The sequence below is a fragment of the Cytophaga sp. genome (assembly GCF_051961495.1).
Lineage (GTDB): Bacteria > Bacteroidota > Bacteroidia > Cytophagales > Cytophagaceae > Cytophaga.
This window is the reverse complement of record NZ_JBQCDF010000216.1, coordinates 1-12,944: the sequence shown is the minus strand read 5'-3', so window position 1 is coordinate 12,944 and position 12,944 is coordinate 1. Positions and strand designations below refer to the sequence as shown.

The window sequence follows — 12,944 nt, the reverse complement described above, 5'->3', positions numbered from 1 at the left end:
AATACATAACCTGTTGAAGGTTTTGCAACCAAGCTCGTTGAAGGATCTTCGTAGCGAATAAACGCTGCTCTGCTTTGCTGGGATAAATCAATTTTAGATTCCTGAACAGGATTCATAAAAGTGAATTTTATAAATCTGTCGTTACTGAATGACAATTGAAATTCACCACCGGTGATTTTTCTGTAGCTGCCGGTAACACCTTCAATTACAAAAGGCTTGTCATTAATATAATAGGTGAAAGTGCCCTTCTTGTTAACCGTAGGGTTGTTTGCAATAAATGAACTTGAAGATAAAAATACACTTAATAGTATTCCGAGAGCAACAAAATTCTTTACCATTTACAATTCCCGTTTAAAGATATAACCTGATTGACTATACGAATATAATAAAAATAAGTTTATTTATAATAATAATAACAGTACTATTTTTTAACAAAAAAATACAAATTTTTATAATTAAATAAAAATGAGATAGTTAACAGCTATCTCATAAATAATCCATATAAGTAAATTTAACTTAAGTTTCTTCTGAAAGTTCGATTCTATTCAATTTAACCAATAAAATGCTTTGTTTAGTTTTCTTCAAAATTGTGAATTGATAATTTTCAAAAGTAATTTTTTCACTCAGATCAGGAATACGAGAGAAGAGTTTAATCAATAAACCGGCAAGCGTATCATACTCTGCTCCTTCCGGCAAAGGTACTGGCAAGAGTTCATTTACATCCTGAATGTTTGCTAAGGCATTTACAATATATTCATCAGCAGCTACCTGTTCAACTACGGGAGCTTCATCATCGTGTTCATCCTGAATTTCCCCTACCAGTTCCTCAATGATATCTTCAATTGTTGCGATCCCTGCTACACCGCCAAACTCATCAATAATAACAGCCATGTGCAAATGCTTAGCCTGAAGATTTTTCAGAAGCTCATTAATCTTTTTCGTTTCAGGAACGAAATACGGTGGACGCATTGCCGCCTGAAGTTCTATCGTGTCTCCTTTGTTCATCATCTTCAACAGGTCCTTTGTATATAAGACACCTATTATATTGTCGATGTTATCTTTATAAACAGGGAGTCTTGAATACCCTTCATTTACAACCTTCGTTAATATATATTCAAGCGGCAGGTCAATATCAATAGCATTGATGCTGGTTCTGGGAGTCATAACCTGACGAACAGTCACATCAATAAAACCGAATACATTTTTAATCAACTGGTGTTCACTTACATCTAAAGCACCGCTGATCCTTCCCTGGTCAATTAACAGCTCAAGTTCTTCAGCAGAATGTAGTTCTTTTTCACTGGCATTGGAAAAGCCCGCCAGTTTCAGAATAAAGGATGCAAAGCCATTCAACAGGTAAATAAACGGTTTGAAAATCAGATAGAATACGCGGAGTGGATAAGCAATTCCCAAGGCAACACTTTCTGCCCGTTGAATGGCAATGGATTTAGGTGCCAGTTCCCCAAATACAATATGCATGATCGTAATAAGGGTAAACGACATACCAAAAGAAATTTCATGCAGATAAATTTCCGGAATCGAAATTGCAAACATATCAAACGCCGCGGAAACCAGTGGCATAACGACTCTTTCGCCAGCCCAACCTAATCCTAAGCTGGCCAAGGTAATGCCAAACTGCGTTGCAGAGAGATACTCATCCAGATTTTGAAGAATCAGCAAAGCGACCTGTGCTCTTGAATTACCGGTTGAAGCCTTAACTTCCAGCTGTGAAGATCTTACCTTAACAATAGCAAATTCTGCTGCAACGAAAAAACCATTTAAGGCAACAAGAAAAAGAGTAATGAAAATATATAATAATATCATTTAAGTTTCAATTGGCTGCTATGTTACAACCAATTAAGAATATGAAGCAAATATACAATATTTAATGTTTTAGTTAAAGATATCTTTGCGTAGAAAAGAGCAGTTTACCTTAAAAATCTGATACGTCGTATGTTGAAAAAAATAGCGTTTAGAAACATTATAAATAAGCTAAAAACCTTTTTTTTTGACTGAATTTACATATTTTTGATGGATTATTATATGTAGAAGTATAGTATCTGATACAACATCATATGAACACCAACTACACCGAATATCTTCCTATTGCCATTCAGTTGATGGTAACCCTAGGCTTTATTTCAGTAACTTTATTAGCCAGCTGGTTATTAGGTCCTAAAGTAAAAACCAAAAAGAAATTAGATGCATTTGAGTCAGGTCTTGATCCGGTAGGTAATGCGCGGGTACAATTCTCAATCAAATATTTTTTAGTGGCTACATTATTTGTTCTGTTTGATGTGGAAGTTATCTTCTTCTACCCTTGGGCTGTTAATTTCAATCACTTCGCAGAAGCTGTAAATAAGTGGGAAGGCTTTATAAAAATGTTGCTGTTTATGTCTTCTCTATTGATTGGCTTTATCTACGTGATCAAGAAAAAAGCTTTAGATTGGGAATAACAACCTTTTGTGCAGATTATTTGTTTAAGGTTATAAAAATATACCCGAAAGTGTCTTAGGATATGAGTGATATTAAAATAGATGAAAAACCAGACGGATTTGAAGGTCCGGGTTTTTTCGCAACATCATTAGATTCAGTAATCGGCCTGGCAAGGAAAAACTCTTTATGGCCATTACCTTTCGCAACTTCCTGTTGTGGGATTGAATTTATGGCTACTATGGCATCAACGTACGACATTGCTCGTTTTGGTGCAGAACGCCCGAGCTTCTCTCCACGTCAGGCAGACGTCCTTTTAGTGATGGGTACCATTGCCAAGAAAATGGGACCGGTATTACGCCACGTATATGAACAGATGGCTGAGCCCAAATGGGTAGTTGCTGTTGGCGCTTGTGCATCAAGCGGCGGTATCTTTGACACATACAGCGTATTACAAGGCATCGACAGAATCATTCCGGTTGATGTTTATGTACCAGGATGCCCCCCTCGTCCTGAGCAAATCATTCAGGGATTGATGCGTGTACAGGATCTTGCAAGCACAGAGTCTCTCCGCAGACGTGAATCTCCGGAATACAAAGCATTACTTGCCAAATACGAGATTGAATAATTCGAGCAACTTCATGGGAACACTTACGAATCAACACATCATAGATTCTCTTAAAAATCGTTTTGATGACAAAATAATTTCTACTGAAGAATCTTATGGTATGCTTACTATTACTGTTGAAAGAACATACAACATGAACGTGTTGAATTTTCTTTACAGCGAACCTTCATTAGGCTTTACTTTTTTAACCGATTTAACCGGCGTTCATTATCCCGGCGGAGAAGATTTATTAGGCGTTGTTTACCACCTGCATAACTTACCTGAAAATGTTCGCATTCGTGTTAAAGCGTTCTTCCCTAAGGCAGATCCTTACATTGATTCTGCAACTACATTATTCCAGTCTGCAAACTGGATGGAAAGAGAAACATATGATTTCTTTGGTATAATCTTCACAGGCCACCCGAATCTTATCCGCATCTTAAATGTGGACGATCTTGGGTATCACCCGATGAGAAAAGAATACGCGTTGGAAGATCCAACACGTCACGATAAAGATGATTCTTTCTTTGGTAGATAATCGATATACACATGATCACTACAGGCGGAAATAAGCAGGAGCTTGACCACATTGACACAGACCATTTAACCACGTTAAATCTAGGTCCTACTCACCCTGCAACCCACGGCGTATTTCAGAATATATTAAAAATGGATGGTGAACGGATCATGGATGCCGTTCCTACTGTTGGCTATATACACAGAGCATTTGAAAAAATTGCTGAACGCAGAGCATTTTATCAGATCACAACACTTACAGACCGCATGAACTATTGTTCATCTCCAATAAACAATATGGGATGGCATATGACAGTTGAAAAACTTGCGGGTATCGAACTGCCGAAGCGTGTTGAATATATGCGTGTGGTAATTATGGAATTATCACGTATTGCCGATCACCTGATCTGTAATTCAATTCTTGGTGTTGATACAGGCGCCTTTACAGGTTTCTTATACATCATGCAATCACGTGAACAGATCTACGAAATATTTGAAGAGATCTGTGGTGCCCGTCTAACAACAAATATGGGGCGTATCGGTGGCTTTGAAAGAGATTTCAATGATATTGCGATGCGCAAGATTGATAAGTTCCTTGCTGATTATCCGGCAGTATTAAAAGAATTTGAAAATCTGTTCAACAGAAACAGAATTTTCATGGATAGAACCATCGGTACGGGTGCTATCACTGGCGAACGCGCTTTAAACTATGGCTTCACAGGTCCGAACTTAAGAGCAGCTGGTGTTGATTACGATGTACGTGTTACTTCTCCATACAGCTCTTATCAGGATTTTGATTTCACAATACCTATAGGTATCAATGGTGATACATACGACCGCTTCATGGTTCGTAATAAAGAAATGTGGGAAAGCTTAAGTATCATCCGTCAGGCAATGGAAAAAATCAAAGCTCTACCTAAAGGTGTATTCCATGCAGAAGTTCCAGACTTCTACCTCCCTCCAAAAGAAGATGTATACTCTCAAATGGAAGCATTGATCTACCACTTCAAAATTGTTATGGGTGAAACAGAAATCCCTAAGGGTGAAGTTTACCATTCAATAGAAGGTGCTAACGGTGAGTTAGGCTTTTACCTGGTGAGTGACGGTGGAAGATCTCCATACAGATTACACTTCCGCAGACCTTGCTTCATTTATTATCAGGCATACCCTGAGATGGTGAAAGGTCAGCTAATCTCAGATGCAGTTGTTACAATGAGTAGTCTGAACCTGATTGCAGGTGAGATGGACGCTTAATTATATAAAAACGGATGGAACAAACACAACACCAATTCCAGTTTTCACAAGCTAGCCTGAACAAAATTCAGGAAATGAAAACACGTTATCCGGAAGGCAGACAAAAATCAGCATTGCTACCTGTTTTGCATATGGCGCAGGACGAGTTTGGCGGCTGGTTGAGTGCTCCATTAATGGACTATGTTGCTTCCCTATTAGACATTACCCCTATTGAAGTATATGAAGTAGCTTCATTCTACACCATGTACAATTTGAAGCCTGTTGGAAAATGCATGTTTGAATTTTGCCAGACTGGTCCATGCTGCTTAAACGGTGTTGAAGAGCTGATCGAATACACAGAAGGTAAGCTTGGTATAAAATTAAATGAGACAAGCGCAGATGGCAGATTCACCATCAAGGCTGTTGAATGTATGGGGTCTTGCGGAACCGCTCCAATGGCCCAGATCGGAACATATTATTATGAAAATCTGACAAAAGAAAAGATCGACAAAATCATCGAAGTATTTGGTCAGCCGGATTTTGATCCATTTAAAAAATATTCAATCTAATGGCTACAAAGTTACTACTTGAACACATCAATGTACCAGGAATAGAAACCTATGAGGTTTACCGTTCCAAAGGTGGCTATAGAGCAGTAGAAAAGGCTTTAAAAACAATGTCTCCTGACGACGTGATGGAAGAAGTTAAGAAGTCTGGTCTTAGAGGTCGTGGTGGTGCAGGCTTCCCTACTGGCATGAAATGGAGTTTCCTGGATCGCAAATCCAGCAATCCAAGATACCTGGTATGTAATGCCGATGAAAGCGAGCCGGGCACATTCAAGGATAGATACTTAATGGAAAAAAATCCTCATATCTTAATCGAAGGATTAATTTTGTCAAGCTATTCTTTAGGTTCGAACAATACATACATTTATATCCGTGGTGAATACAAGTGGATCGTTGGTATTCTTGAAAAGGCAATAGCAGAAGCAAAGAATGCAGGATTCCTTGGTAAAAATATTTTAGGTTCAGGATTTAATCTTGAAATCTATGTAAACAATGGTGGCGGCGCATACATATGCGGCGAAGAAACAGCATTGATCGAATCACTTGAAGGCAAACGGGGCAATCCGCGTATCAAGCCTCCTTTCCCAGCTATTTCAGGCCTTTACAACTGCCCTACAGTTGTGAACAATGTTGAAACACTTGCAACAGTTACTCCTATCATCAATATGGGTGGCGATGAGTATGCAAAGCTGGGTATCGGGAAAAGTACTGGCACAAAATTAATTTCTGCATGCGGTCATATTAACAGACCTGGTGTATACGAAATTGATCTAGGCTTACCAGTTGATGAATTTCTGAATTCAGACGAATATTGCGGCGGAATCAGAAAAGGTCATGAATTGAAAGCAGTAATTGCCGGAGGTTCTTCAGTACCTATTCTTCCTGCTGAACTATTCATGAAGAATGCAGCTGGCGATCCTCGTTTAATGAGTTACGAATCTTTATCGGACGGTGGTTTTGCAACAGGTACGATGTTAGGTTCAGGTGGCTTTATCGCTATGGATGAAACTACATGTATCGTTCACAATACCTGGACACTTGCCCGTTTCTATCACCACGAATCCTGTGGTCAGTGCAGCCCTTGCCGTGAAGGTACAGGCTGGATGGAAAAAGTATTACACCGCTTAGAATTTGGTCATGGTCACATGCATGATATCGACTTATTAGTTGAAATCGCAGGTAAAATCGAAGGTAATACTATCTGTCCTTTGGGTGATGCTGCTGCATGGCCGGTAGCTGCTGCTATCCGTCACTTCAGAGAAGAATTCGAATACCACGTTAAATATCCGAACAAAGTTAAGGACAGCCGCAAGGCTCACCTTCCAAATTATAAAACTGTAACAGTTTAATTTCAGGCTTACATTATGTCACAACTGTTCAAAATAACGATAGACGGCGAAACAACCGAAGTAGCACCAGGAACAACAATCCTGAATGCTGCCAGACAGATCGGCGGTTCGTTAGTCCCTCCAGCAATGTGCTACTACTCCAAATTAAAAGGTAGTGGCGGTAAATGCAGAACATGCTTGGTTGAAGTTTCTCAAGGATCAGAAAAAGATCCCCGCCCGATGCCTAAGTTGGTAGCCTCCTGCTCTACGCCTATTATGGATGGCATGGTGGTAAAAAACTTAACTTCTCCAAAAGTTCTTGAAGCGCGTAAAGGTGTTGTTGAATTCCTGTTGATCAATCACCCGCTTGATTGTCCGGTATGTGATCAGGCTGGCGAGTGCCACTTACAGGATCTTTCCTACGAACACGGGGCAGCACGTTCACGTTACGAAGAAGAGCGTAGAAAATTCGACCGCATTGATATCGGTGACAAGATACAGTTACACATGACACGTTGCATTCTTTGCTACCGTTGCGTATTTACTGCAGACCAGATTACGGATAAGCGCGTACACGGTATCATGTTCCGTGGTGACAAAGCTGAAATCTCTACCTACATAGAAAATGTAATTGATAACGACTTCTCCGGAAACGTTATTGATGTTTGTCCGGTTGGTGCCTTAACAGATAAAACCTTCCGTTTCAAATCACGCGTTTGGTTTGTTAAGCCAATGGAAGCACACAGAGATTGTCCGAAATGCAGTGGTAAAACTACAGTATGGTTAAGTGATAATGAAGTTTACCGTGTAACAGGCCGTAAAGATAAATATGGTGAATTAGAAGAATGGATTTGTAACGACTGCCGTTTCGAACATAAGAAAATCAGTGACTGGGTTATTGACGGGCCAAGAGCAATAGACCGTCATTCAGTCATTTCACTGAACAAATACCAAAAAGGAATTAAAGTTGAAGCACCGAAGAAAATAGGATATGGAAATACCCGTTGAGTTTTTGCTTGAAAAAACAATCGTTGTTGTTGCGGTATTTACAATATCGTTGGTAATAGCAATGTATAGCACATATGCTGAACGTAAGGTTTCAGCATTACTTCAGGATCGTATCGGTCCAAACAGAGCGGGTCCGCTGGGCTTATTACAACCGCTTGCTGATGGTGTTAAATTTTTCATGAAAGAAGAAATTATTCCATCTTCAGCAAATAAAGCTTTGTTCATTCTGGGACCTTCCATTGCCATGATGACTGCCTGTTTAACAGGTGCCGTTATTCCATGGGGAAGTTATCTGGACTTTAATGGCGTACAGGTTGCGTTACAGGTTACAGATATTAATATCGGTGTATTGTACATTTTCGCTGTAGTATCTATTGGTGTATATGGCGTAATGATCGGTGGCTGGGCATCCAACAACAAGTTCTCTTTAATGGGAGCAATTCGTGCTTCATCTCAGATGATCAGCTATGAAATTGCCATGGGTCTTGCAATTATTGCTTTGATCATGACAACAGGAACACTTAGTATCGGCGAAATCGTACAGCAGCAGACTACAGACTGGTGGAACATTGTATACCAACCGCTTGGTTTCTTCATCTTCATGGTATGTTCATTTGCAGAATGCAACAGAACACCATTTGATTTACCTGAATGTGAAGCAGAGCTTGTAGGTGGATATCATACAGAATATTCATCAATGAAACTGGGGTTGTATCTGTTCGCAGAATACATCAACATGTTCATTTCATCTGCGGTAATGAGCGCGTTCTATTTCGGTGGATATGATATTCCTTACATCGAGGCATTGAACCTGGATCAGAACATGGTAACGATCCTTGGAACGTTATTCTTCTTTACAAAAATTATCTTATTCATCTTCTTATTCATGTGGGTAAGATGGACATTACCTCGTTTCCGTTACGATCAGTTAATGAATCTTGGATGGAAAATCATGATACCGCTTGCAATTGCGAACATCATTATTACGGGTGCATGTGTATTAATTTTCAAAGCTTAAGGTCATGCAATTAACAAACAGATCAAAAGTAGTTGTAGATAAAAAGATGACTTTTATGGAGCGGATTTATATCCCTGCCATATTAGGAGGTATGAAAATTACCCTATCTCACCTTTTCAAGAAGAAGGCTACAATTCAGTATCCAGAACAGCAGCGTGAGTTCTCTTTTGTATATAGAGGAAAACATATCCTTAAAAGAGATGAGCAAGGAAGAGAAAACTGTACAGCCTGTGGCTTGTGTGCGGTTTCCTGTCCGGCTGAGGCTATAACTATTATTGCGGATGAACGCAAAAAAGGTGAAGAGCATTTGTACAGAGAAGAAAAGTATGCATCTCTATACGAGATCAACATGCTTAGATGTATCTTCTGCGGCTTATGCGAAGAAGCTTGTCCGAAAGATGCCGTATACTTAACAGAAGAGTTAGTACCTGCACAATACAATCGTAAAGATTTTATTTATGGAAAAGATAAATTGGTGCAACCTTTAGGAACAAGTGCTCATCCAAAGACTTACAAGCCGTACAAAAAATAAGCCCACACGAACGAATTTATAAATGGCTAATATCATATTTTATATCTTATCGGGAATTACACTTTGCAGTGCCTTATTTGTGATTCTCTCTAAAAACCCTGTGTATAGTGTATTATCTCTGGTAATTACATTCTCCTGCATCACAGGCCACATGTTGCTCCTATCAGCAGATTTCCTTGCAGTTGTAAACCTGATTGTTTACGCTGGTGCAATCATGGTATTGTTTCTTTTCGTGATCATGATGTTAAACTTAAATGATGCGGCAGCCCAACCAGGCAAACCGTTCTTAAGTAAGTTGGCCGCATTTGTTGCGGGAGGTCTACTGCTGATCTCTCTGGTTTATTTATTAAAAGGACACCAGACAGGTCATATTGATTTAAGCACGCTGGATAGTAATTTCGGAAGTGCCCAGGAACTGGGAAAAATTCTGTTCAACGAATTCCTTCTACCGTTTGAAATCACTTCTGTATTGTTCCTGTCTGCAATGATTGGCGCGGTAATGCTGGGTAAAAAAGATTTAAAAGACTATTAATTAAGTAAAGCTCATGTCTGAATATTTAGTGCTTTGTTGTATACTTTTTTCGTTAGGAGCTTTCGGGGTTCTTATCAGAAGAAACATACTTGTAATGTTCATGTCAATTGAACTTATGTTGAATTCAGTAAACTTATTATTGGTTTATTTTTCAGCGATACATAACGATCAATCCGGACAAGTGTTTGTTTTCTTTATCATGGCGGTAGCTGCAGCTGAAATCACTATTGGTTTGGCGATACTGGTAATGATCTTCAGACATATCGGCTCTATCAAAATTGATAGTCTTAAAGAACTAAAGTGGTAATATAAAAATATAACTGTATCATGATGGATTTTGTTTGGCTAATACCAGCTCTCCCCCTACTTGGTTTTCTGATATTAAGCTTATTTAATAAATATATACCTAAAGCTGTCTCTGGTTATATTGCCAGCGCCATGTTATTGGGTTCTTTCATAATTGTATTGAACCTTTTATGTGCTGCAATCGGAGGTACGTTAACAGCTGGTAAAGTTGAAATTCTTAACTGGATTCATGCAGGCGATTTAAATCTTACAATTTCATTCCAGATAGATAATTTATCTGTCTGGTTCATGTCTATCATTACTGGTGTAGGCTTTTTGATACATGTGTATTCAATCAGCTATATGCACGATGATGAAGGTATAACAAGATATTTCTCTTACCTGAACCTGTTCGTATTCTCCATGCTGTTATTAGTGATGGGTTCGAATTATGTTGTAATGTTCATGGGCTGGGAAGGTGTAGGTCTTTGTTCTTATTTACTGATCGGTTTCTGGTTTAAAAACCAGGCATACAATGATGCTGCTAAAAAAGCCTTCATCATGAACCGTATAGGAGATTTAGGCTTCCTGCTTGGCATGCTTTTAATTTACAACCAATTTAAAAGTCTTGAATACTCTGTAGTATTTGACCAGGCTTTAAAGATCATCAATCCGAATGAACCCTCCGGAATCATTTTTGCCATAACGATATTATTGTTTGTTGGTGCAATGGGTAAGAGTGCTCAGATTCCATTGTACACCTGGTTGCCGGATGCCATGGCGGGTCCTACTCCTGTTTCAGCATTGATCCACGCTGCAACCATGGTTACGGCAGGTATTTATATGATCGCTCGTTCAAACGTTCTATATAACCTTGCGCCGTGTACGCTTGATATCATTTACATTATTGGTACTTCAACTGCGATTCTTGCAGCACTGATTGGCTTAACCCAGACAGATATCAAAAAAGTACTGGCTTATTCAACCGTGAGTCAATTAGGTTTTATGTTCATGGCAATCGGTTTAGGCGGCTATACAGCAGGTGTATTCCATGTAACAACTCACGCATTCTTCAAAGCTTTATTATTCTTAGGAGCAGGTAGTGTTATCCATGCCATGGGCGGTGAACAGGATATCCGTAAAATGGGTGGCTTGATGAAAAAGCTTCCGATTACATTCTTCACTTTTATAATTGCAACGCTTGCAATTGCAGGTATTCCTCCGTTAGCCGGCTTCTTCTCTAAAGATGCAATTCTTGCATTAGCATTTGAAGCTAGTCCGATCAAATGGGGCTTGGGTGTGTTTGCGGCATTGCTAACTACATTCTATATGTTCAGAATGTTATTCCTTACATTCTTTGGTGAGTTCAGAGGAACAGCACACCAGAAAGAACATTTGCATGAATCTCCGTTATTGATGACGATTCCACTAATGGTTCTGGCAGCCCTTACAGTATTTAGTGGCTTCATTGATGTACCACACGTTTTGGGTGGTCATAACTGGTTCAGCCACTATTTAGCTGCTGCAAACATAGCCTTGCCGGAAGCTTCGCATATTGCTGCTTCAACAGAATTCCTGCTAATGGGAGCAGCTTTAATATTAGTGGTATTAATAATCCTGACCACCTATGTGCTATATGTTTCTAAAAAAACAATGCCTGCGGCGTCAGACTCAGAACTTTCATTCCTGGATAAGCTTTCATACAATAAATTCTATGTAGATGAAATCTATGATGCTGTTTTCGTTAAGCCGTTGGCCTTCCTTTCAGATTTCAGCAGCAAGGTATTAGAAAAGCTCTTCATTGACCGTGTTGTAAACTTTACCGGCAAGTCTGTACAATGGAGCGGTAAAACAATCCGGTTCATTCAGTCCGGTGATGTAAATATCTATGCCATATTTATGGTCTTTGGTATTGTTGTTATCTTATTTATTAATCTAATACTGTTCTTAAACTAGTACTGTAATACATCTGTAGACATGATTACTACGCTTTTAATATTCTTCCCTCTTGTTGCAGCATTGATTGTATTTATTGCTGGCCAACGTATGGCACCAACAGTAGGAATCATTGCAACGCTCGTTGAGTTTGCAATTGCAATCTATGCTTATTTACATTTCAATACTGCTGAAGGATGGAACTTCCGCGAGGTACAACCATGGATTGCATCCTTAGGCATCCAATATGCTGTAGGAATGGATGGCATCAGTCTGGCATTGGTTTTATTAACTACCTTCCTGTTGCCTTTAATTTTATTAGCTTCATTACAGGGTCCGTTAAAGGATAAAAAATTGTTTTATGTATTAGCATTAATTATGCAATCGGCATTAATTGGTGTATTTACATCTAAAGATTTATTTCTGTTCTATATCTTCTGGGACTTAGCATTAATACCAATCTACTTTATATGTTTATTGTGGGGAGATGAAAACCGTAAGTTTGTTACGTTTAAATTTTTCATTTATACTTTATTTGGCAGTTTATTAATGCTGGCAGCTATTATCTACCTGTATCAGTCTGCTGAGATTAAATCATTCGCACTAGAAAATATTTATCTTGTAAAACTTGATGCACGCGAACAGGCTTATATTTTTGCCGGCCTGTTTCTGGCATTCGCAATCAAAATGCCAATCTTCCCTTTCCATACCTGGCAACCATCAACCTATACAAGTGCTCCGGTTCCTGGTACTATGCTACTAAGTGGTATCATGCTTAAGATGGGTATCTATGGTGTTATTCGCTGGATCCTTCCAATTCTCCCTACTGCTTTAATGGAATGGGGCTGGCTGGCTGTGTTACTGTCAGTTATAGGTATCATCTATGCTTCCATCATTGCTATCAAGCAATCCAATTATAAAACATTGATTGCTTATGTTTCGATTGCGCAC

At 39.1% G+C, this 12,944-nt stretch carries 15 protein-coding genes; 13 read left to right on the top strand and 2 right to left on the bottom strand.

The window, feature by feature from the left end; genetic code table 11:
- The coding region (locus ACTHJT_RS11865; protein ID WP_440238416.1) for a hypothetical protein at positions 1-338 on the bottom strand (338 nt) is incomplete at its 3' end.
- 178 nt (positions 339-516) lie between these two features.
- Complete coding sequence (locus tag ACTHJT_RS11860; RefSeq protein WP_440238414.1) at positions 517-1,824, bottom strand: hemolysin family protein; 1,308 nt, start codon at positions 1,822-1,824, stop codon at positions 517-519.
- 251 nt (positions 1,825-2,075) lie between these two features.
- Between ACTHJT_RS11860 and ACTHJT_RS11855 the strand changes: the two genes are divergently transcribed.
- The 13 genes from ACTHJT_RS11855 to ACTHJT_RS11795 all read left to right on the top strand — a co-directional run.
- On the top strand, positions 2,076-2,456 hold the full coding sequence (locus ACTHJT_RS11855; RefSeq protein ID WP_440238413.1) for an NADH-quinone oxidoreductase subunit A: 381 nt from the start codon (positions 2,076-2,078) through the stop codon (positions 2,454-2,456).
- A gap of 62 nt (positions 2,457-2,518) precedes the next feature.
- On the top strand, positions 2,519-3,061 hold the full coding sequence (locus tag ACTHJT_RS11850) for an NADH-quinone oxidoreductase subunit B (protein ID WP_440238411.1): 543 nt from the start codon (positions 2,519-2,521) through the stop codon (positions 3,059-3,061).
- Positions 3,062-3,074: 13 nt separating this feature from the next.
- Positions 3,075-3,578 (top strand): NADH-quinone oxidoreductase subunit C, encoded by a 504-nt coding sequence (locus ACTHJT_RS11845; RefSeq protein ID WP_440238409.1) that lies wholly within the window; start codon positions 3,075-3,077, stop codon positions 3,576-3,578.
- A gap of 11 nt (positions 3,579-3,589) precedes the next feature.
- The gene (locus tag ACTHJT_RS11840) at positions 3,590-4,810 is read left to right on the top strand and encodes an NADH-quinone oxidoreductase subunit D (RefSeq protein WP_440238407.1); all 1,221 of its coding nucleotides are present in this window, start codon (positions 3,590-3,592) and stop codon (positions 4,808-4,810) included.
- 14 nt (positions 4,811-4,824) lie between these two features.
- Positions 4,825-5,358 (top strand): NADH-quinone oxidoreductase subunit NuoE family protein, encoded by a 534-nt coding sequence (locus ACTHJT_RS11835; RefSeq protein ID WP_440238405.1) that lies wholly within the window; start codon positions 4,825-4,827, stop codon positions 5,356-5,358.
- On the top strand, positions 5,358-6,704 hold the full coding sequence (gene nuoF / locus ACTHJT_RS11830) for an NADH-quinone oxidoreductase subunit NuoF (RefSeq protein WP_440238403.1): 1,347 nt from the start codon (positions 5,358-5,360) through the stop codon (positions 6,702-6,704). The genes ACTHJT_RS11835 and nuoF overlap by 1 nt, the downstream gene beginning before the upstream one ends.
- Before the next feature lie 15 nt (positions 6,705-6,719).
- Positions 6,720-7,691 (top strand): 2Fe-2S iron-sulfur cluster-binding protein, encoded by a 972-nt coding sequence (locus ACTHJT_RS11825; RefSeq protein ID WP_440238401.1) that lies wholly within the window; start codon positions 6,720-6,722, stop codon positions 7,689-7,691.
- A complete protein-coding gene (nuoH, locus tag ACTHJT_RS11820; protein WP_440238399.1) occupies positions 7,675-8,709 on the top strand; it encodes an NADH-quinone oxidoreductase subunit NuoH in 1,035 nt (344 codons plus the stop codon). Before ACTHJT_RS11825 ends, nuoH begins: the two co-directional genes overlap by 17 nt.
- Positions 8,710-8,713: 4 nt before the next feature.
- Positions 8,714-9,241, top strand: coding sequence for a NuoI/complex I 23 kDa subunit family protein (locus tag ACTHJT_RS11815; protein ID WP_440238397.1), 528 nt, complete (start codon positions 8,714-8,716; stop codon positions 9,239-9,241).
- Positions 9,242-9,263: 22 nt separating this feature from the next.
- Positions 9,264-9,773 carry an NADH-quinone oxidoreductase subunit J family protein gene (locus ACTHJT_RS11810; protein WP_440238395.1) on the top strand — a complete coding sequence of 170 codons (510 nt, stop codon included), beginning with the start codon at positions 9,264-9,266 and terminating at the stop codon, positions 9,771-9,773.
- 13 nt (positions 9,774-9,786) lie between these two features.
- The gene (nuoK, locus tag ACTHJT_RS11805; protein ID WP_440238393.1) at positions 9,787-10,080 is read left to right on the top strand and encodes an NADH-quinone oxidoreductase subunit NuoK; all 294 of its coding nucleotides are present in this window, start codon (positions 9,787-9,789) and stop codon (positions 10,078-10,080) included.
- A 20-nt stretch (positions 10,081-10,100) separates the two neighbouring features.
- Positions 10,101-12,014: an NADH-quinone oxidoreductase subunit L gene (gene nuoL, locus ACTHJT_RS11800; protein ID WP_440238391.1), complete on the top strand. Its 1,914-nt coding sequence runs from the start codon at positions 10,101-10,103 to the stop codon at positions 12,012-12,014.
- Positions 12,015-12,035: 21 nt separating this feature from the next.
- Positions 12,036-12,944 (top strand): complex I subunit 4 family protein (locus tag ACTHJT_RS11795; RefSeq protein ID WP_440238389.1); only part of this gene is annotated, 909 nt, incomplete at its 3' end.